The organism is Dermatophilaceae bacterium Soc4.6, assembly GCA_039889245.1.
In the GTDB taxonomy this organism is placed as follows: Bacteria; Actinomycetota; Actinomycetes; order Actinomycetales; family Dermatophilaceae; genus Lapillicoccus.
Window position 1 is genome coordinate 1,877,672 of record JAZGVH010000002.1, and the last position, 20,645, is coordinate 1,898,316.

Below are 20,645 nucleotides of genomic sequence, written 5' to 3' on the forward strand. Positions count from 1 at the left end.
CTCGGTCAGGTAGACCCCATTGACCGCGGGGCGCCCGATGGTGGGGGGCCTTGGTGTCAAGTGCACTTGTCGCGGAGGGCGTCTGGGGCGCAGCCGAGCTGGGCGGCCGCCTCAGGCACCGTGTGCTCGGGTTCGATGCTCATGACCGATACCGTCCGGCGGCGGTCAGGCAGCGCAGTCGGAGCGCGTCCCGCTCGGCGTGAGCCGCCCAGCCCGCACCCTGACGTCGAACGGACCAGCCGCTCGGTGAGCAACTGGTCCGTTCGACAAGCACGGGCCACGGTGAGGTCCGGCCCGGGGTTAGGCAGCCTCGCCGTCCTCGCCAGCTCGTCCTCCTCGCGCGGTCCACCAGCGGGAGCGCGGCGTCGACCGCATCCGTAATGTCGACGAGGCGGTCTTTGGCGGCGGTGACGACCTCAGTGGCAAAGATGCAGTTCTGCTGTCATATCGTCAGGCTCCCAGCAACCGGTCTTCGTCACAGCCTGGGGCCGCCGGGAGCCAGGCCGCGATCGTGGTAAAGCCGCGACTGCTCTGCCTGACGACCGGCGGGGATGCGTCGCTGGCGGTGCACGTCGAGGACAGCCCCTCCTTGGGCCATGACGCGCCGCTCGGCGTGAGCAGCTTCCTCCTCTGCCTGGCGGGTTGCCGTCGCGGAGAGTTCGGTGCCGCTGGTCCCGATCACGCCCTCCAGCACCTCGACCGGGTCCGATTGAACGGCGTCATCGTGGCTTGTGGCCACGTCTGGATCGTAGGTCGTGTCCACGTAGAGCCGGTTGGACTCACGGCCCCGGGTGGCCATCACGTACAACGGCTCGCGCACCACGGCCGCGCTGACGTGCGCGTGGGCCGTGTCAACCGTGCGGCCCTGCGCACGGTGCGCGGTGCTGGCGTAGCCGAGCTCAACATGCGCCTGCACGTAGGCCGCGGGCAGCTGCGCGGCCGCTCCCCCGCCGGCCCGCTGCACCCGCATCGACCCGTCCTGGTCGATGGCCTGGACGACCCAGTCGTCGCCGTTCTTGACCCAGCCGCGTCCTGTCATGAGGGCCCGCTGGTTGTGCCGGGTCACGACCACGTCGCCCACCCCGACCGTGACACCGTCGGCGAGCCGCACCCCCTGCGCAGCGACCTCCCCTGCCGCGACGCGGTGCGTCCGTGCCCGGTCGTTAAGGTCAGCGACGGTCTGGGCGTCTGCGGCCAGCATGAGCGACGCTCGCCCGGCGGTGACATCGGTGAGCCAGCCATCGAAGATGAGGTCGATCATGTCCTCACGGCGCCCGGACTCGACCCGCCCGTTGCGCACGTAGGCCGCGGCCACGGACGTCCTTCCTGCGCGGAGCTGGAGCGAAGCATTGCGCTCCCATTCGTGCCGGAACCGGCGTACGTCGTGCAGGGCGGGCGCGTCACGCCGGGTGTCGACCAGCAGCTTGAACGCGCCTCCGGCCTGCACGGGTGACAGCTGCGCCCAGTCCCCCACCAGCAGCACCTTCCCACCCGCCCGTTTGGCCGCAGTCGTGATGTAGTCCAGGTCCACCGTCGCGGCCATGGACGCCTCGTCGATGATCACCAGTTGCCCCGGCCGCAGGCAGATCCTCTCGTATGCCGCTGTGCTGGCTGCCGCCTGCTTCTCTAGGTCGCGGGTGGCCGGGGAGGGGTAGGCGCGTGCCAGCCGAGCGGCATACGCCTGGATCTCTTGGCGCCGTTCGGGTAGGCGACGGTGTTCGATGATCCACTTGGCGGTGTTCTCGGTGGGGATGCCGACGACGTCGGCGAGGACTTCCGCGGCGGCGGCGGAGGGGGCCAGGCCGATGACCATGCCGGGGCCGTGGGCGGCTTCCCACGCGGCGCGGACGCCCGCCATGGTGGTGGACTTGCCGGTGCCGGCGGCGCCGACGATGAGGTCGAGCTGGCGTCCGGAGGTGACGACCGCAGACACGGCGGCAGACTGCTCTATCGAGAGCACCGCCCGGCCGGCCGCGACCGCTTCGGCGGGGTCTGGCTCTGGCAGGACGGGTGCGGTCGGGGCGTCGGTGGCGGCGGCCGCGTCGAGGAGGCGGGCTTCGGCGTCGAGGAGCTCCTGGGTGGCATAGAGCTCGCTGTTGCGGGCCCGGAATTTGCTCGACCCGTCCGCGCGCTGCAGCGCTGCGGGAACGAGCCCGAGCTCTGGTGGGGTGAGCATGACCGCCCGCTCGACGGCGTACGTCGCGGTCGTCTCTGCGACCGTGACGCGGTCGGAGGGGGTGGCGAAGCGGACCCCGTGCAGCTCGCGGAGGGTCTCGGCGAGCAGGTTAGCCCGGGTGAAGGTGGCGCGCTTGTCGGCGACCTTTGCCAGCACTATGGCGGCGACGTCACGCAGCAGCCCGTCGTCGAGATCGGCTGCCGACAGCAGCCGCGGCGGTGAGGTTTTCGTGAGCCTTCCGACCCAGGTGTCAGGGTCGGTGCCGACGAAAGGGCGGGCGCGCGCCTTCCACTCGGTGATCAGCTCCCGCAGGGGCCGGACGTGCTTGTCTCCACGGGTGGCGAGGGTGGCCTGCTGCCGCATCTGGATGACTTCGCGGGCGGTGGGCTGTCGACCGTGGGACGCAGCGAAGGCGGTGACGAGGTCGTCCTTGACGGTCTCGATGGCGCTGGAGCGCTGGGAGAAGTGCTCACGGAGCGGCTGCGGGACCCCGTCGACCTCCCACTTCGGTTCGGCCGACCGGCGGCGCTGCTCGGGGGTCCAACCCCAGCCGAGCTCGGCGGTCAGCTCGTCGGCCAGGACACCGTTGTAGAGCTCGGACATGCCGACCGCGGCGCGGAACAGGGCCTTGGAGTCGAGGGTGCGCCAGACCCCATCGGTGACGGCCTGGACGCGGTTGAGCACGACGACGTGGGTGTGCAGCTGCGGGTCGCCGGCGCGGGAGTCCCAGTGGTCGAACGCGGTCGCCACGACACCACGGATGTCTTCCTGGACCACGCCAGCCTGGCCCATTCGGGTGGCGAAGACCTGGCTCTCGCCGTAGGCGATGACCGCGTCCAGGGCGCGACGGTGTGCCGCGTAGATCCTCGCCCGAGTGACTTGGTCGGCGAGCGCCCACGCGACAGAGACCGACTTCGGCGCGGAGAACGTCAGGTCGAATCCGGCGACGGTCTGCGGCGGCTTCCTGGGCCGGCCGAGGTGGTCGACCGCGATGGTGCGCTGGGCCGGTGGGGTCTGGCCGAGCTGCGCGCCGGTGACGGGGTCCTGCAGCATCCCGAGCATCCGCCACAGGTGTTCCTCGGTGACGACCTCCCCCGGCTGGATGCCGTTGCCGTCGTTGAGGCCGGCGAGGCCGGCGCCCAGGAACCGGCCGGGCGGGGTGCCGTTGGCGGCGTAGTACGCCTGCAGCCCGGCCGCGGGACCTGCTTGGTCCATCCGGGCGACGGAGGACATGAGGTAGCGGTACCCCGCTCCCAGCGTCATGCGCCTGATGGACATCGTCACGACCCGGCTCACCGGCACCGGGGGGCACCACCGGTCCACCCGCGCAGCGGGTGCCAGACGTGTGGAGCGGGAAGAGGATGGTGTTGGTGCCGGGCGGGTGGATGCCCTGTGGGCTTGGGGCGGCGGAGGCTCGAGGGCGGCCCGTGGTGGCGCGTCGATGGCCAGGAGCGGAAGGGCCGATGGAGGGGCTTCGGGGTGACGGCCGGTCCGAGGACTCAGGCGGGCACGATGGGTGAGACGGTCATGGACGTGTCGTCCTCGGTGACGATGTCGGTGCCCGAGGGCAACCAGACGTTGGGGCCACGACGCCATTGCACGGTGACGCCGGACCAGGGCCGGGGAGGGTCAGGCCGGGTTTCCAGCCAAGCAGTAGCCGTTGAGGTTCGGTCCGGTGACGTCCTCGGGCGGCGGTACGACGGCCCGGGCCCTGGAGGTCGCCGCCGGCGAGCCGTATCTCGCCTGCCGTGCAGCAAGTACGCCGGCCCGTCGTCCACCCGACAGAGCGCGGGGATCCCATGGTGACCCGCCATCGATGGTGAACCTCGGCGACCACCTCGACGACCCAGGAGACGAACCATGGCCCGCTACCCCGTCAACGAGACATCCCGGCAACGCCTGCTGGAGGCACAGCGCGCCGAGGCTGAAGCACTGCGCGCCGTAGACGATGCCCGCCGAGCCCGCGAGCGGGTGCAGGTCAAGGTCAACCGGGCGGACGCGGTCCTCAGCCGGGCGAAGCTCGACCTCGTCAGCGTGTCGGGTCTGGGCCGGGCTGCCGTACTGACCAACGTGCCACCGACCGAGCTGCGCCGCCTGATGCGTGAAGCGAAGGCAACGCCGGTCGACAGTCAATGACGAGCTTGCGCCCTCTGTCCAGCCGGTGGACCGACATCTAGGGTTGAGGCCACAGCCCGGACCGCGTGGCCGGCGCACGGCGGACGAAAGGTGCATCCTGATGGCCACAACGCCAGCCGAGGACGCCTGGCGGGTGCACAGCAGCCGGCCCCTGTACGAGAGCCGCTGGGTCACCGTCAGTCTCGCCGAGGTCGAGCTGCCATCCGGTCAGCACTTCGAGCACCACACGGTGCGCTTGCCGGCCGCCGCGGTCGGGGTCGTCCTCAACGAGGCAGCAGATCACGTCCTGCTGAGCTGGCGTCACCGGTTCGTGCCCGGGATCTGGAACTACGAGCTTCCCGGCGGGATCGTTGAGGACGACGAGAGTCCGGCCGTGACGATCGAGCGGGAGATTCTCGAGGAGACGGGGTACACGGTTGGGGACCTGGTTGAGGTCGTGTCATTCGAGCCGATGATCGGCATGGTCAACAGCCCGCATCACGTCTTCGTCGGCCGGGCTGAGAGCCAGGTCGCGCAACCTGTCGAGCGGGACGAGGGCCTGTTCGAGTGGGTCAGCGTCGCCGATGTGCCGGCACTGATCGCTGACGGGAAGATCCGCAACTCAGGAACCCTTGTCGGCCTCCTTCACCTCTTGGCCTCCGACCGCGTCAAGGGCGGCGCGTAGCCGCCTGGCCTGCCGCACCGAGCCCGAGCGACTTGCCAGTTCGGCGGCACGACCTGCTTCGTGGAGACCAGCCTCTCGATCACCGTGTCGCAGGATGGCGATCGCGAGGTCGGTATGCAGACTCGCGGCGGCGCGGACCGAGTCACTATCTGCGGCGAGCGCCCCGGTGAGCGTCTCGAGGGCCGCAGCGTCGTGCGCCGTCAGGAGGACGTGCCCTCGCCAGCGCTCGAGGTGGATATCGGTGAGCATGATGAATGGCACCTCCTCTTCGCCGTTGCTGGAAAGGTGCAGGGCAGCATCGCGGAAGCGGCGAGCGGCCCCCACACGGTCGCCGGTTGCCGAGAGGACCTCGGCCTCGGTCGCCGCGATCCACGCTCGCAGGATCGGCGGGCTATCGGCTGCCACCTGTGACGCCTCCCGGGCGGCACTCAGCGCAGCCATGGTCTGGCCAGCATCGAGCAGGACGATCGCCTGCTGGCCGATGGCGTGGGCGATGCGGTCTCCAGATCCGCTCTCGATGGCGGCGCTGCGCGCGCGACTGTGCCAGTGCCATGCGGTCTTGATGTCAGACCGATCGAGAGCCAGCCAGCCGGCGAGAAGGGCCGCCTCGGCTGTCGCCGCCGCCAGCGCCGCACGATGCCTCCCGAGCGATCGGTGCAGGAGGTCAGTCAGCTGTTCGGCGTGATCCTCCGCCATGGCCGCTCGGGCGCCTGAGCCGAGTCGACGGTCCAGCAGCCGGAGGTCGTGGGTCTGGGCCTCGAGCAGGTCGACGAGAGCCTTGTCGACGTCGACCAGGTCGAGCCGCCGCTCGAGCAGCTCCGCGAGCTGGGGGTCGACGCCAGGTGGGACGGCAGGGTCGAAGCCCAGCGCGGCCGGAGAAGCGTCGTACATCGCGCAGAACGCTTGTTGGTAGACCGGCACGGTGACCGAACGGTCGCCGGCCTCCCAGTAGGCGAACATCCGCTTCAGAGAAGCGCCCCGGGGAGGGATGACCCCACGCGCTGTGACGGCCTCGACGAACCGGTGCATCGCGGCGCCCTGCGTCCAGCCAGCGTTGTGACGCGCCTGCCGTAGCGGCGAGGCAGGCCCCGGGACCTGCTGGTAGTCACCCCTAGTCACCGTCCGTCACCTTCCGGACAGGCGTCGTCGCGACCGAACCTAGGTGCAACGCGGCACGGGGAGGGAAGGGCCATGAACACCGAATCAGGTTGTGCGACAGCCGTGCAGCGGCCACCGCGGCATCGGCCGGCCGCGGCCGATGTGTCGCAACGGGGACTCTCTGGTCGCACCCGACCATGGTGGGCCGATTCGCAGGCGACTGTCGCGCCTTTCGGCGGCCTGTGCATAACCGGGGCGGTGTTGGCCGGGATCGGCCGCCGCTGTGGATATCGCCCGTGGCGGTCATCCACAGGCCCGCAATGGACAGGATGTTTGTCCACACCTGGGGCGTCATGGTCTTCCGCCACGTCGTCGGCTGTTCTCTCATATCTCCATATGCCGAACGGGAAGGTCCAGGTGGTCACATGAGCCGGCAAGAAGTGCAGGGCAAACAGATCGCTCAGTCTCTGGGTGCCTGCCCATCCCTGGGCTCGTCGTCACCAGAGCGCGACGAGCTGTGGCTGGTCGTGCAGTCCACTGTCTGCACGCGAGGGCTGGCGAGCGTGACGCCGCTCGGCTCGGACGCCTCCATCACCGTTACCCACGAGCAGGCCACCGACGAGCTCATCTCCGCGATGGAGTGGCTCACCAGGCATGAGGACCAGGCCCGGGCGATGCAGCCGCTGCAGCTCTTCGTTAGGCTCCGCGGCGTCGCGACTCGGGGGTCTCACGGCTCCGGCCGGGCCGCGAGAGCGGACGCACTGCGCGGAATCACCCATGTCGTTCCCGGCGAACCCGTCGTCTGGTCTGACGCGGACCCGAGCGAGGTGGCGTCGTGAGCCGGCAGCCTTTCGATCGGTGGGCCGCCGAGCAGCTCGACGTCGACCCTGAGGTGCTGGTCACGGCGAAGGTCATCGCGGCATTCGACCTGCTCCTGTCGCGGCTCGAAGCCGCCGCTGGCCGGGGGGCGAGGAACCCTCTCGTGACCATCTCCGGCAAGCGGGCCGGCGGCAACTCCCGAGCCTGCACTCGCCGCATGCTCGAGCAGCTCGGCTTCACCCCCGGGCAACGGCGCGCCGTTCACCGCCTGCTGGCCGGGTCACCCTCCGGATGGCCCGGGCTGCTGAGGCTCTACGCCGAGAACGTGGCCCTCGATGCACGGCAGCGCCAATATGCCCGCCGCCAGCTGCTGTGCCTCCGCGGCAAGCAACCCGAGCCACCCCGGGAGCGTGCGACGGTCAGGTCCTGAGCGGCGCAAGGCTCGGATGCGTCACCAGCGCCGGGATGCCGTAAAGCTGCGCGACACCCGCCACCGCCACCACAGCGACCGCTGGCCCTGAGAGCAGCCGGGGCCGGCCGTCACCAAAGTCGAGAACAACATGGCCCGCGCGAAGGTCGACCTCGAAGCCGACCATCGACCCCCACCACAGAGACACCAGATCACTGGAGGCGAGCCGCACCAGAAGTCGCCGATCCGTGATCAACACCTGAGACCACGACGCGTCGCTCCACAAACCGTCGATCCGGACGCGCAGCCACGACATTGACAAGCGCCACAGCACCTCTCCCGGTTCCAGCACCACACCCAGCGTCATCGGGTCGACGGGGCGCTCAGCCTGTAGACCGGCGAGCTCGAGAGCCAGAGCGCGCGCATCACCGGCCTCCGCCGGCCCAACTGCCGGCGGTGCGTCACTGTGCTTCCGCAGCCGCATCCGTCGCTCCCTCACCTTGCTGTCCATGGCAACACTGTCGCGCCGGGGCACGACATCGCAACGCCTCAACCCATCGTGCCCCGAGCAGCTCCTACTCCGCCCATGACCGCCAAGCCCGTGATGACAGTTGTCGGCGCCTCGCTCGCCGCGCTCCTTCTCATCGTCGGGTCCGCCGCCGCCTCGACGCTGGGCACCGACACGCCGGCGCCCGGTCCGCTCTGCGTCACCACCGGACCAATGACGGGGCTTTCTCCCGCCCAGGCCACGAACGCACGGATCGTCGCGGCCACCGCGTCTGCGCGAGGCGGTCCGACCGCGGCCATGGTGGCCCTCATGGTCGGTCTTGCCGAGTCCGGCATGCGCGTGCTGGCCAACCCCAACGACCCCGGGGGCGCGGCCTACCCCCACGACGGCGTCGGCTACGACCACGACTCCCTCGGGATCTTTCAGCAGCGGCCCAGCTGGGGCAGCGCGGCCCAACGGATGGACCCGACCGCCTCCACCGACCTGTTCGTCGACGCGCTGATGGCACTGCCGAACTGGCAGAGCAAGCCTCCCGCGGTGGCCGCCCAGCTCGTCCAACGCTCAGCCTTCGACGGCACGCCAAGCGCAGCCAACGGCAGGTCGGCCGTCGTGGGAGCGAACTACCGTGACCAGCAGCCCCTTGCCGTCACGGTGCTAGGGATCGTCTCCGCTGACGCCGCACGCCTCGACTGCGGCGCCAGCGGCGGGCCAGTCGCGCCAGCGAGCCCAGGAGCCTATGGACTCCCGCCAACGTGGGCGATCCCGGGTGGCACCAGCTTCGAGGCCCGGATCGCGGCGGCCTTCGCGTTGGCCCAACTCGGCAAGCCCTACCAGTGGGGCGCCACCGGCCCGGCGGCATTCGACTGCTCGGGGCTCCTGCAGAGCGCCTGGGCGCAAGCAGGCGTGATGATCAGCCGCACCACCTACACCCAGCTCCACGACGGCACGCCGACGGATGCCGCACATCTGCTTCCTGGCGACCTGGTCTTAACCCCCGGCAGTGACGGCAGCCTGGCCCTGCCCGGGCACGTCGGCATGTCCATCGGCCTCGGCCTGATCGTCGAGGCACCCCAGACCGGGGACGTGGTCAAGGTCGTGACACTGAGGGGCTTCACCGCCGGCGGCGTCTCCGCCCTCCGACACATCGCCTGACCTGCCGGCCTGCAACACCAAGACAGCCCCCGTACGGCGCTCGGCGCATGGTGCCCCCAGCCAGAAGTTGGGCTGACACGCGCGGGATGGCCCCGCGCGAGTTGCGAAAGGTCCTCGCCATGTCAGCGCCAAGCATCGACATCCCACCGAACACGAATGGTCTGCCCGGCCTTGGCGCCCTCGAGTCGATGGTGGGCGCCCTGCTCACGTTTGGCCTCGTCGCCGCAGTCGCCGGGATCGCCATCTCTTCCATCGCCTGGGCAATCGGGTCGCACTCGTCCAACCCGCACGTCGCCGGGAAGGGCAAGACCGGCGTTCTGGTGGCGGGTGGCGCCGCACTGTTGATCGGCGCCGCGAATGCGCTGGTGACGTTCTTCAACACCGTCGGTCACACGGTCCAATGACCATGCGGGCACTCACCTTTCCCCCGCGCCTCCGCCGGCGAGGCGTGACAGCGTTCGTACTCGGCCTCCTCGTCGCCGCAGCGGTGGTTCTCGGCGGCCACGTCGTGACGCGGACCCCCGAGCCACCGGCGCATGCGGTCGTATCGCCGGTGGCCATCCCGCTGCGAGAAGGCCGGTCACCGACCGGATCGGCGTCGCAGCCCGAGGCAAGTGGCAACACCGTCGCCGCCGCCCAGCTGGACCGGATCCGGCACCTCCCGCCCATCAGCCCACCCACCAAAGCGGCACCACTCATCACCGGCGACCCCACGACACAGCCGGATCTCTTCGCGGCAGAGTTCGTTCGTCGCCTCCTGACCCAGGACTTTGGAACGCCCCGCGACGGTCATCTGGCGTGGGTGCAGTCCGAGTCAGCGAGCACGAACGAGCCGCTCGTCGTCGGACTGGTCCCGGCCGATCTGCGTGACCGGCTCGCGCTCTTCTCCATCACCGACAACGGTGACGGCTCAGCGCTCGTCCCACCGGCCGGCGCGTGGCAAGCCCTCGCCGCTCGCGCGGCATACGACACCGCGACGGTGGACCAGGTGATCGAGCCACTCGCGTGGCGCAACGCGGTCGCCGCCGGCCGGGTCAGCGACCCGGGCGTTACCTGCCGCATTGTCGCGGTCACCGTGACCCGTCACGAACGTGTCAACGACAGGGACAGGACGACGAAGTCCAGCGTCTCGGTGACCCTCAACCTCGAGGGACCACCCACCCGGCCGACGTGGGCGTTCGTCGCCGCCGTCGACGTCACGATCCTGCCGATGGCGACGCCATGAGCTGCGACGGAATCTTCAGCCTCAGCCCGGTCTGCGTGGCCACCGCCGCGGTCAACCTCCCCTCATCGATCGCCGACAGCGCCTTCTCACACATGGCCGGCGCCTTCGGCGTCACCGCGGGCAACGCCGCCTCCTGGCTATGGCAGCAGCTCGACGAGGCCACCGCCTTGGACCTGTCGTCGCCCGCCCTGCTCACGGAGATCGCCGCAACCGCCTCCGTTGCCGTCGTGCTGTGCCTGGCCTTGTTCACCATCCAAGTCATCACCGGGACGCTGCGACGGGATCCGGGCGCTCTCGGTCGAGCCTTCACCGGACTGGTGATCAGCTTTGTCGGCTCAGCTCTAGCGCTGGGCACCACCCGCATCGGCCTGGGCGCCGTCGACTCCCTGAGCGCCGGATTCGTCCAGTACACCGCTGGCACCAACGTCGCCGGCCTCGGCAGCAAGCTCCAGTTCGTGGCCCTGAGCAACATCCAGAGCCCCGTCACCACGCTCCTGTTCGCGGTGGTCATCATCGCTGCCGTCGTCGTGGTCTGGGCAGCCATGATGATCCGCAAGATGACGCTGCTCATCGCTGCCGTCCTGGCGCCGTTGGCGTTCTCCGGCGCGACTGCCGACATCACCCGCAGCTGGGCCCGCAAGTGGGTCGAGTTGGTGTGCGCGCTCGTCGCATCCAAGCTGCTGCTCGTCATCATCCTCAGCATCGGCGTCGCCGTGCTCGACACGGCCGGCCAGGCCGGTGGCGGCACCGGACAGGCCACCACTCAACTGGCCGCGGGCTCGCTCATCCTGATGCTCGGCGGGTTCGCCCCGTGGGCGTCGATCAAGATGTTCAGCTTCGCCGGCGAGAGCCTGTATGCCGCGCACGCGGCCGTCGGGCACGCCAAGGCCGGCGGGCAGGCCGCCATCGCGGCACCCCAGAAGGCCGCTGCCCTGCACGGACAGGTTCGCGCCATATCGGCCGGATCACGCGCCTCGCATGCCACCCCACCCTGGGCGGGTGGCAACCAGCCGACCGCCGCGGCCGTCCAGACCGCCAGGCCCGGGGTGCCTGGCGTCGGGACGGCGCCCGCCGGGGAGCCGGGAGCCGCTGGGGCGGTCGGTGCCACCGGTAGCGCCGCAGCCGCTACCGGTCCGGCCGCCCCAGCAATCGCCGTCGGAACCGCCGCCGCCGGTGCTGTCGAGACCACCGTGCAGCAGGCAGGGGTAGCAACCCAGTCGGCCACGACCGCCGGGCCACCGGGAGGGCCCCCGCCGGAACCGCCGCCACCCCCGGGAACCCAGCTACCACCCGCGCGAGGACCCCAGCCATGACCGACACCGGCACCCCGATGACCGTCCGCTTCGCCCGGCGACCCCGTCGGGGTCTCCTCCTCGGACTGTCGGCACCCCGCGTCGCCTGCCTGGCGGTCGCTGTGAGCGTCCTCATCCCGGCGATGTTTACCACCGGCGCCCTCGGTGCCGCGCTCACCCTCCCCCTCTGGGGCGGGCTCGTCGCGCTCGCTTTCGTCCGGGTCGGTGGTCGCATCGCCGTCGAGGCCGCCCCCACCGCAGTCCACTACCTGGTTCGCCGGGCGAGCGGGCAGACCCGCTACCGGGTCCGGCCCGGTAGGCCGCGACCGGCGGGGACCGTGGCGCTGCCCGGGGACGGCGCCAGGCTCCGGTTCCTTGTTGACGACCACGGCGGGCCGGCGATCCTTCATGACCCGCACGCCCAGACGCTGACCGTCGTCGGGGTTGTCTCGCACCCGGCATTCGTTCTGCTGTCCGCCGACGAGCAGGCCCGCCGGGTGCACGCCTGGGGACGAGGGCTGGCTGCGGTGGCAGCCTCCGGGACCGGAACCCGTTTGCAGGTTCTCGAGCTGACCCTGCCCGACTCCGGCCGCGGCATCACTGGATGGTGGGATACCCACCGAGCCAGCGCCCACGGCACACTTGCCGCGGACGCGTATGGGGAGCTGATGCGAACCCGCGTCGTCGGCAGCGCCTCGCACCGCACGCTTATCGCTCTCTCGCTGGACCTGCGCAAGAGCAGGACCTGGATCCGGCGGACGGGCCGCGGAATGCGCGGCGCCGTCGCGTTCCTTCACCAGGAAGTGGCCTCCCTCGAGGCCAGCATGAGGGCGGCCGAACTCCGACTGGGCTCCTGGCTCGACGAGTCCGCCCTCGCCGCGACCCTCCGCACGGCATACGACCCCGGCTTTGCCCTCCAGGACCCGCGCCCGACGGCGAAGCTGGCCACCGCCGGCCCAATCGCTATCGACGAGCACTGGGACTACCTGCGGCACGACTCGTCCTTCTCAGCTGTGCTCTGGATCAGCGAATGGCCGCGGGTCTCGGCACCGACCTTCTTCCTCCACGCCCTGGTCTTCCAGCCCGGCATCCGCAAGACCCTCTCCCTGACCTTCGAACCGATCCCTGTCGACGCCGCCATGCGCGACATCCGCAAGGCGAAGGTCGAGTACGCCACGGAGGCGGCGCAGAAGGCCAAGATCGGCGCCATCGCCGACCTGTCCGACACCGTCGAACGCGAAGACGTGGTCGACCGCGAACGCGCGCTGATCGCCGGCCACGCCGACATCCGCTTCACCGGCCTCCTCACCGTCACCGCGCCGACCCGCGAGGAGTTGGAGGGCGCCGTGGCCGAGGTCAGCCGGGCGGCGATCCAGTGCGGGTGTGAGACCCGGCGCCTGTCCGGCCAACAGGGTCGCGCCTTTACCGCCGCCGCGCTCCCCCTCGCCCGGAAGGTGAACTGACATGGCCCGGCTGCGCGGGGAGGTGGCCTTCTACTCCCCCTCCGGACAACAGCGGCGTATGCCGTCGCCGCGACGGACGTCCCTGGGATCTCGCGTCGCCACGGCTGACCCGAGGGTCGATGCGGCAGCGATCGAGGAGGAGCGGATGGACAACTTGCCGGCAGGCGGTGAGGACGGTCCCGAGGCCGGGCGGTCCTGGCGGCGGTTGCACGTCCCGCCGCACCGGGCCACCTCCGACGTCGTCGCCGGCGCCTACCCCTTCCTGGCCGAGGCTGGACTCGGCACCGAAGGGGTCTTCATCGGGCAGGACGCCTGGTCCGGCGGGGGCTTCTGCTTCGACCCATGGGTGCTCTACGGCAAGGGCGTCATCACCAACCCAAACTGCCTCCTCGCCGGGGTTGTCGGCAAGGGCAAGTCGTTCCTGGCCAAGTCGATCGCCATGCGCTCCATCGCCTTCGGCCGGCGCGTCTACGTCCCCGGAGACCCCAAAGGTGAATGGAGCGCCGTTGCGCAGGCCGTCGGGGGCGCCGCGATCCAGCTCGGCGGCGGATCGACCAACCGGCTCAACCCGCTCGACCCCGGACCTCGGGACACCACCCTCACCGATACCGCCTGGGCCCAGCTCGTCGGCACCCGGCGCCGGACCCTGCTCGGGTCACTGGCCTCCGCGGCGCTCGGCCATCCTTTGATGGCGGTCGAGCACACCGCCCTCGACGCCGCTCTGCGATCCAGCATCTCGAGCAGCACCACCCCCACCCTGCCCGCGGTCGTGGACGCCCTCCTCGAGCCCCGTGATGCACTCACTGGTGCCAGCGTCGTCGAGCTCACCCGCGACGGTCGTGACCTTGGCCACGCGCTGCGGCGGCTCGTGGCTGGCGACCTCGCCGGACTCTTCGACGGGCCGTCCACCGTCACCTTCGACCCGAGCCTGCCGATGGTCTCCCTGGACCTGTCCGCGATCCAAGGCTCTGACCAGCTCATCGCCATGGTCATGACCTGTGCGTCCGCGTGGATGGAGTCCGCCCTCGCGGCCGGCGACGGCGGTCAAAGATGGGTGGTCTATGACGAAGCCTGGCGGCTGATGCGGCAACCCGCTCTCCTCGCGCGCATGCAGTCGCAATGGAAGCTCTCCCGCGGCCTCGGCATCGCCAACCTCCTCATCGTCCACAGGCTCTCCGACCTGGATGCCGTCGGCGACGCCGGCTCCGAAGCGCGCGCCCTGGCCCGCGGCCTGCTCGCCGACTGCTCGACCAAGATCATCTACCAGCAGGAGACCAGCGAAGCCCCCGGAACCGCCGCCGCCCTCGGCCTCTCGACCGCCGAACGAGACCAACTCCCCGATCTGCAACGTGGAGAGGGCCTCTGGCGGGTCGGGCAACGCGCGTTCGTTGTCAGACATACGTCGACCAAGATCGAGGAGAGTCTGTTCGACACCGACGGCCGAATGAGCTGAGTACGTGTTGCCGCGACGCCTGCTGCGAGGGTGAACGTGATCCTCCCCCTGTGGCAGCCACCGGTGAACACGATGCCCGCTACGCGGCGGTGTGACGCAGTTGCCGTCCTCGCGCAGAGGGTCAAGTAGGTGGTGCGCGCTCGCGTTTTCTTGCACAACCAGACACTGGCTATCCTCACGCCACTAGTCGCCGTCGCCCGCAGCGTGAAAGCGTGCGGCACCCCGTTGACTGAGCCCTGATCCACCGACCGGTCGACGGTAGCGGCGGGTCGTGACACGCGAATGCCCCTGTGGGGCGGGAGAATTGGGTTTACCAAGACACCAGTTCACCGTGACCGAAGGGGCATCCGACAGATGCAAGCATTCCACACGATCGACGCGGTTTTCGATGACCCCAACCTGATCGGTGCGGCGGGTCTGGTCCCGGTGATGCGGTTGGCGCAGCGGGCCGGGTTGCAGCAGCTGCTGGCGGAGCGGTTAAGCGTGTCCTCGCCCAACGCCGCGGTCAAGGCGGGGTGTGTGGTCGCGGGGATGATCGCCGGCGCCGACAGCATCGACGACCTCGACGTGCTGCGCCACGGCGCGATGGCCAAGGTCGTGTCCGGGGTGCGGGCACCGTCGACGGTCGGGACGTTCCTACGCACCTTCACGTTCGGGCACGTCCGTCAGCTCGACGCGATCTCCTCCCAGGTCCTGGCCGGGCTCGCGGGTGTGGTCCCGCGGCTCCTGGCCGGGACTGATGCGATGGCGTTCGTCGACATCGACGACACGATCCGCGAGGTCCACGGGTACAAGAAGCAGGGCGTCGCGTACGGGTACTCCGGCGTCAAGGGGTTGAACGCGCAGCTGGCGGTGCTGTCGTCGCCGACCTGTGCACCGGTCATCGCCGCGTCCCGGCTGCGCAAAGGCAACACGATCTCCGGGCAGGGCGGGGCGAAGCTGGTCGGGGACGCCGTCGCCACCGCTCGTCGGGCCGGGGCGGGCGGGCAGGTGATGGTGCGGGCCGACTCCGGGTACTACCGCCGCGACCTGATCACCGCCGCGCTGAAGGCGAAGGCGTGGTTCTCGGTCACCGTCCGAATGAATCCTGCTGTGGTCCGGGCGATCGCGGGCATTCCCGAGACGGCGTGGACCACGATCGAGTACCCCCGCGCGATCTGGGACGACGACGAGAAGCGGTGGATCTCCGAAGCACAGGTCGCCGAGACCTGGTTCACCGCGTTCTCGTCCGCACGCAAGGCCGAGCAGGTCCCGTGCCGGCTCGTCGTGCGCCGGGTCCAGCGCCTGAACAAGACCGCCATGGCCGCCGGACAAGACGAGCTGTTCCCCAGCTGGCGTCATCACGGGTTCGTCACCAACTCGACCCTGACCGCGATCACGGCGGACGAGACCCACCGTGACCACGCCATCGTGGAGCAGGTCATCGCCGAGCTCAAGAGCGGGGCCATGGCCCACGCCCCATCGGGAAGGTTCGACGCCAACGCAGCGTGGCTGGCCCTGGCCTGCCTTGCGTTCAACCTCCTGCGCGCCGCGGGAGTGGCCGCCTCGACCCGCCACGCAAGGGCGAGGTGGACCACCCTGCGCACCCACCTGGTCGCGGTCCCGGGCAGGGTCGCGTCCTCGGCCCGACGGTTGATGCTGCACCTGCCGACGAACTGGCCCTGGGCGGATGCCTGGGACAACCTCTGGGCCACCGCCACCGCTACCTCCTGACCATCCGGCCACCCGGCCCCGAGGAACGACCCGACGTGGAAAAGCCGGACAGACCGGCGGCTCCACCGCGCCACCGTCCGGCAAGGCCCGGGATCACCGGCCGACGACGTCAGCGGACACCCCAGAAATCAGGGTTGGTGGATCCGGGCTGAGGCCGACAGATGTTCGAAGCCCGCGGTGTCTGCGACCTTCCCCAACGCCTCCGCCTTCCACGAGTTCGCACTCTTAAGACGTGGCAGTCAGAGAGGGTGTCGAAGATGAGCCCGAGCGAAGAGTTCATCCGCTTACGCCGTCAGGCCAGGTCCTTAAGGGTGCCGTTCCTGAATCTTCGGGTTCGTCGGCCAGGTATCGCGTGAGTTCGTTGGTGGCGACGCCGAACACCCAGGCCAGGAGGAGTACGTCATCGATATACCCACCCGCTCGAAAGTCTGGGACGAGGTCATCGGGGGTCACCAGGTAGTGAAGGCTGGCGACAAGGAGTCGTTCCCGCGTCGCGACGCCTGCGCTGGGGGCGTCGCTGTTCTTGGGATCGTCCATATGGGGGCTGTTGTGGGTCAATGCGGCGGCATCGTCGAGACGGTTGGCCCGGTCACGAAGAAAGCGGACAGCCGCGGCGACTCGGTCTGCTACCGCCGCGAGCGGCCCGCTTGCCTGGTCCACGGTGTCGACCAGGTCTGCGAGGGCACGAAGCTCCTCTGAGTTTTCGATGATGGTGACTGAGCGCTCTCGGGAGCGCAGAAAGGCGTGGCTCCGTACAATTTTGGTGACAGTGGGCGTGGGTGTTCGAAATAGCGGCGTCCAAGTCTGCTCGGTCATGACTGCCCACTCCCTTCAGTTCCGTCCACCACCGTCGCTCCTAACACTATGTCAGCCCGCGACCGGCATCTGGGGGCCAAGGTGGAAGTCCCACGCAGCTCAGCCCTGACGGTGGCGCCGTCTACCCAAACTCGCGCTCGCGGGGTCCGGCCACTGGTTGACTCGCACGACCCTCATGGACCACGGGTCGTAGCCCGCATTGGGCGGAAGGGACGCTGGCTTCTGCCCGTTCAAACGCCGGCGACGTAGGCGGTGAGGAAGTGGACCCCGTGGCGGTCGAGGTTGCCGCGGGCGCGGTCGTAGTGCTCGGTGGTGCGGGGGTCGGCGTGGCGGGCCAGGATCTGCGCGTCGCGGAGCGGGACGCCGGCGTCGAGGGCGTTGGTGATCGCGGCGTGCCGCAGGGAGTGGGGGCTGATGTGGCGGGGGATGCCGGCAGCGGTCGCGATGCGGGTGACCATGCGGTAGACGTCTCGCCGGTCGACGGGCCGGCCCGAGACCGGACGCAGGACCAGGGGCCCGCTGGTGCGCTGCCCGCGGCAGGCCTCGAGCACCCGCAGCGCGGGGACGGTGATCGGCATGGTGGCGGGTTTGTTGCCTTTGCCGACGAGGTGGAGCACGCCGTAGCCGCGCAGGGTGTCGGCGTAGTCCTCGATCCGGACCGCGGCGGCTTCCGATGCGCGGAGGGCGTTGATGCCGAGGAGGTAGGCGAGGGCGCCGTGGTGCACGGTGACGGTCTGGGCGACCTGGAGGAAGCGGATGAGCTCGAGCCGGTCGAGGCCGTGGGTGCGGGACTCGTCCTGGTGGATCTTCGGCAGCCGGGCGTAGACGGCTGGGTCGGAGGCGATGAGGCCGTCGATGTGGGCGAAGCGGAAGTAGCCGCGGACGGCGTGCATCATCGTGTTGACCGAGGAGTCCATCATGGGTCGCTCGCCGAGTTGGCGGATGTAGAGCTCGACGTGGGCGCGTTGGATCCCCACCAGCGGGTCCAACCCGTGGGTCTCACCACAGGTGAACCACTCCCGCAGCTGGTAGGCGTACAGGGTGTGGGTGCGCCCGGCGTGGCGGGCGAGGTAGGACACGGCCGCCAGCTGCGCGGTGGACATCGTGGCTGGCTGGAACGGCAGGAGGGTAGTGGGACTGGACATGACGTCACCTCTCGCGGCGACCTGACCGACCGCCTACACCCCGCTCGCCGCCAGCACGGCGAGGCACCTGGACGGATCGACGCTAGACCCGACACGTTCCCCGAGCCCACGCGGCACACCTTGGGGCAACCTGGCGGCGTCCACAGGCGGAAGCACGCGGCCGCTCTCGCGGCGGAGTGGGACGGCTGCTCATACAGCCAGTGGGACAAGCGCGCCGTCCCTGTCGAGTTGGAAGTCGCAGCAGGTCAACTTTCCTGCGATCGCGCGATGATCAAACGCCTCGAGGGCCGACTTCGTAAATTGTGGGGAGAATGTCCTAGAGTGTGGTGTTCTCGTCAGGAACATGTGACGCTAGCACAAACGATGGCCCGGCGAGCCTCGCCACCGAACCGCCCAAGCTGCTGGAGGCTTGGCTGGTGCCTGACGAAGTGCAGGGAACCGGTGGAGGCCCGGGGTTGACTGCGCCCCCAGACAAGCTCTCGGCCCTCCTAGCGCGAATTCTCGACCAGTTATCGCTCAGCGCCTGGCTCCCCGCTGCCTATCTCACGGTGGCGCTCGCAGTCATCTACCGGCTGGGGCAGCAAGGAAACCTCGACGTGGCAGCCGTTGTGGTAGCCCTGACCGCGGATCCCGTGACATTACTCGTAGTGACGATTCCTATCGTCGTCTTATCAACCTTAGTGACGCAGTCATTCTCTTTTGAAGCCATCCGCGCACTTGAGGGCTACTGGCAGCGTCGATGGCTCTTGGGGTGGCTTCACGACGGCTTAGTTCGGATGCGTATGAGGCACAAGCGCTCACTCCGCACCCGATTTCGCTCGTCGCGCGAAAGCGCGTTCGCGTCTGCTCGCGGCCCAATGCTCCTGGACCACCGCCCCAGAGCTGTAGTAGACGCCATCGAGGCAGATCTGCTTGAACTTGAGCGGAACGATCTCGATGCTATCTCCGAGCGAATTCTGGCGAACACCGCTTGGAGGAACTACGGAGACCCGGTGCTTGTGTCAAAGTTGGACCGGATCCGAGCTGCACTTCTTGAATATCCTGAGGACGGGCTGGTGATGCCTATGAAGTTGGGCAATGTGTTGCGGGCCACCGAGTCTAAACTCCAGAACGGCCGCGGAGACGTAGGAACATTCGCAATGCGAAGAAGGAATTTGGTCGACTCGCGAATCCAACTACAGCACGACCAGTTCCGTACCCGTCTTGATATGTACTGCATTCTAGTTTTTGTCGCCCTGCTTGTCGCAGTGGCATGGCCAACCCTCACATGGAAGGTGCCCCACGGCTTGCCTGCTGACCTAGCACTATGGCTGATAGCGCCAATGAGCAACCTGCTTCTGGCATTCGCTGCCTATCGTGCGGCGATCGCCAGTGCGAGGGGGTACTGCACCATCCTGCGGGTCATGGACCAAGCCACCGAGAGTGCGGCGACCTAGCGAACGCCCCCAGCGCGTGGTGGGCCCTGCTGAAGACTGACGTGACATTTCGGACACTCCGAAGGCAACTCTCGGTTGTAACCCTTTTCGCAGACTGGGCAGTGCGAAGACGACATGCTTGCCACTTCCCCCGGAGTCCGATCGTCGGTCACCCGCCAAATGTCCTCTTGATGCCATGAACCGTCAAGGCTTTCTGCGCTGAAGTCCCACGCCCCGCTCGCCGGGTTCCGGATCCACCTCCCCATCCGAGTGGGACGGCCGCTCGCGCGGCGATGTGGGGTGGCCGCTCACGCGGCGGAAGACGCATCGTGTCAACCGGCCTGGTGTGCCCTGGCGTCGTCGAGGTCGGCCTTGGTCAGCACCGCTCTGGTCTCGACGCCGACGTCGGTCAACGGTCCTTCGGGTTGTCCGCTGCGGTCGATGACGCACACGACGGCCGAGACGGTCGCGTCAAGGTCACGCTGGGCGATGATGGCGGCGCGGACGGCACCGCCGGTGGTCAGCACGTCCTCGATCAGGGTGCCTCGTCGTTGAGAGACGTCCAGGCCTTCGGCGAGCCGGCAGCTGCCGTAGCGCTTGGCCCTCTTCCGGAGGAACACCGCGGGAAGGCCGATGACCGAGCGCACCATCCGTCGCGAAAGGGATCCCCCCGAACTCGAGGCCGCCGAGGACCTCGACACCCGCTGGAAGGAGCGAGACCATCGCTTCGGCCACTGCCCGCAGGATCGGTGGCTGCGCCTCGAAGGGGTACTTGGCGAAGTACTCGCTGGATGTTTGGCCAGACCGCAGGGTGAACGTCCCGGCGAGGCGGCAGGTCCGATCGGTCAGCAGCGCCAGGTCCTCTCGATCCACAGGGTCAGGATTCCACGGACGATCGAGCCTGACGAAAGGCCGCGGTGGGACAGTGCGCCTTACGCGAGTAGTAGAACCGGCCCCCCTCGCGGCGGAGGGGGACAGCCGCTCTCGCGGCGGTGTGGGACGGCCGCTCTCGCGGCGGTGTGAGACGGCGGCACTCGCGGAAGGGGACGGCCGCTTGGCGGCGACAACGAGTACACGGCCGCCACCTCCGGCGACACCGTGAAGTAGCCCCCACGACGCACCACAAACCTAGCGAACCTCGGGGGCCCAGGACTGGGCCAT

General features: G+C 69.3%; 18 protein-coding genes. 12 read left to right on the plus strand and 6 right to left on the minus strand.

The window, feature by feature from the left end; translation table 11 throughout:
- Nucleotides 1-475: 475 nt before the first annotated feature.
- Complete coding sequence (mobF, locus tag V3N99_08595) at nt 476-3,454, minus strand: MobF family relaxase (GenBank protein MEO3936801.1); 2,979 nt, start codon at nt 3,452-3,454, stop codon at nt 476-478.
- Between the two features lie 582 nt (nt 3,455-4,036).
- On the opposite strand from mobF, the gene V3N99_08600 reads away from it, so the two are divergent.
- Together V3N99_08600 and V3N99_08605 are read left to right on the plus strand one after the other, a co-directional pair.
- Nucleotides 4,037-4,312 carry a hypothetical protein gene (locus V3N99_08600; protein ID MEO3936802.1) on the plus strand — a complete coding sequence of 92 codons (276 nt, stop codon included), beginning with the start codon at nt 4,037-4,039 and terminating at the stop codon, nt 4,310-4,312.
- Between the two features lie 133 nt (nt 4,313-4,445).
- Entirely contained in the window at nt 4,446-4,976 is a 531-nt protein-coding gene (locus V3N99_08605; protein MEO3936803.1) for an NUDIX hydrolase, read from the plus strand.
- Here V3N99_08605 and V3N99_08610 read toward each other — a convergent pair.
- The gene (locus V3N99_08610; GenBank protein ID MEO3936804.1) at nt 4,914-6,095 is read right to left on the minus strand and encodes a hypothetical protein; all 1,182 of its coding nucleotides are present in this window, start codon (nt 6,093-6,095) and stop codon (nt 4,914-4,916) included. The two genes, V3N99_08605 and V3N99_08610, sit on opposite strands and share 63 nt — an antisense overlap.
- Nucleotides 6,096-6,370: 275 nt before the next feature.
- On the opposite strand from V3N99_08610, the gene V3N99_08615 reads away from it, so the two are divergent.
- Entirely contained in the window at nt 6,371-6,913 is a 543-nt protein-coding gene (locus V3N99_08615) for a hypothetical protein (GenBank protein ID MEO3936805.1), read from the plus strand.
- Entirely contained in the window at nt 6,910-7,323 is a 414-nt protein-coding gene (locus tag V3N99_08620) for a hypothetical protein (GenBank protein ID MEO3936806.1), read from the plus strand. Before V3N99_08615 ends, V3N99_08620 begins: the two co-directional genes overlap by 4 nt.
- On the opposite strand, the gene V3N99_08625 is transcribed toward V3N99_08620, so the two are convergent.
- Nucleotides 7,313-7,813 (minus strand): hypothetical protein, encoded by a 501-nt coding sequence (locus V3N99_08625; GenBank protein ID MEO3936807.1) that lies wholly within the window; start codon nt 7,811-7,813, stop codon nt 7,313-7,315. The two genes, V3N99_08620 and V3N99_08625, sit on opposite strands and share 11 nt — an antisense overlap.
- A gap of 75 nt (nt 7,814-7,888) precedes the next feature.
- Here V3N99_08625 and V3N99_08630 point away from each other — a divergent pair, with 75 nt between their 5' ends.
- From V3N99_08630 to V3N99_08660, 7 genes are all read left to right on the plus strand, one after another.
- A complete protein-coding gene (locus V3N99_08630; GenBank protein ID MEO3936808.1) occupies nt 7,889-8,962 on the plus strand; it encodes a C40 family peptidase in 1,074 nt (357 codons plus the stop codon).
- An 86-nt stretch (nt 8,963-9,048) separates the two neighbouring features.
- Entirely contained in the window at nt 9,049-9,366 is a 318-nt protein-coding gene (locus V3N99_08635) for a DUF6112 family protein (GenBank protein MEO3936809.1), read from the plus strand.
- A gap of 44 nt (nt 9,367-9,410) precedes the next feature.
- Nucleotides 9,411-10,187 (plus strand): hypothetical protein, encoded by a 777-nt coding sequence (locus V3N99_08640; GenBank protein ID MEO3936810.1) that lies wholly within the window; start codon nt 9,411-9,413, stop codon nt 10,185-10,187.
- Complete coding sequence (locus tag V3N99_08645; GenBank protein ID MEO3936811.1) at nt 10,184-11,500, plus strand: type IV secretion system protein; 1,317 nt, start codon at nt 10,184-10,186, stop codon at nt 11,498-11,500. The genes V3N99_08640 and V3N99_08645 overlap by 4 nt, the downstream gene beginning before the upstream one ends.
- Nucleotides 11,497-12,942 carry an SCO6880 family protein gene (locus tag V3N99_08650; GenBank protein ID MEO3936812.1) on the plus strand — a complete coding sequence of 482 codons (1,446 nt, stop codon included), beginning with the start codon at nt 11,497-11,499 and terminating at the stop codon, nt 12,940-12,942. The genes V3N99_08645 and V3N99_08650 overlap by 4 nt, the downstream gene beginning before the upstream one ends.
- A gap of 1 nt (nt 12,943) precedes the next feature.
- Nucleotides 12,944-14,395 carry an ATP-binding protein gene (locus V3N99_08655; protein MEO3936813.1) on the plus strand — a complete coding sequence of 484 codons (1,452 nt, stop codon included), beginning with the start codon at nt 12,944-12,946 and terminating at the stop codon, nt 14,393-14,395.
- Between the two features lie 354 nt (nt 14,396-14,749).
- Nucleotides 14,750-16,108 carry an IS1380 family transposase gene (locus V3N99_08660; GenBank protein MEO3936814.1) on the plus strand — a complete coding sequence of 453 codons (1,359 nt, stop codon included), beginning with the start codon at nt 14,750-14,752 and terminating at the stop codon, nt 16,106-16,108.
- A gap of 276 nt (nt 16,109-16,384) precedes the next feature.
- Here V3N99_08660 and V3N99_08665 read toward each other — a convergent pair whose 3' ends face one another.
- Both V3N99_08665 and V3N99_08670 read right to left on the minus strand, forming a co-directional pair.
- On the minus strand, nt 16,385-16,924 hold the full coding sequence (locus tag V3N99_08665) for a YkvA family protein (GenBank protein MEO3936815.1): 540 nt from the start codon (nt 16,922-16,924) through the stop codon (nt 16,385-16,387).
- Nucleotides 16,925-17,154: 230 nt separating this feature from the next.
- Nucleotides 17,155-18,069: a tyrosine-type recombinase/integrase gene (locus tag V3N99_08670; protein MEO3936816.1), complete on the minus strand. Its 915-nt coding sequence runs from the start codon at nt 18,067-18,069 to the stop codon at nt 17,155-17,157.
- A gap of 416 nt (nt 18,070-18,485) precedes the next feature.
- Between V3N99_08670 and V3N99_08675 the strand changes: the two genes are divergently transcribed.
- Complete coding sequence (locus V3N99_08675) at nt 18,486-19,505, plus strand: hypothetical protein (protein ID MEO3936817.1); 1,020 nt, start codon at nt 18,486-18,488, stop codon at nt 19,503-19,505.
- A 311-nt stretch (nt 19,506-19,816) separates the two neighbouring features.
- Here V3N99_08675 and V3N99_08680 read toward each other — a convergent pair whose 3' ends face one another.
- Nucleotides 19,817-20,104, minus strand: a complete 288-nt coding sequence (locus V3N99_08680) for a hypothetical protein (protein ID MEO3936818.1) — start codon at nt 20,102-20,104, stop codon at nt 19,817-19,819.
- Nucleotides 20,105-20,645: the final 541 nt, after the last annotated feature.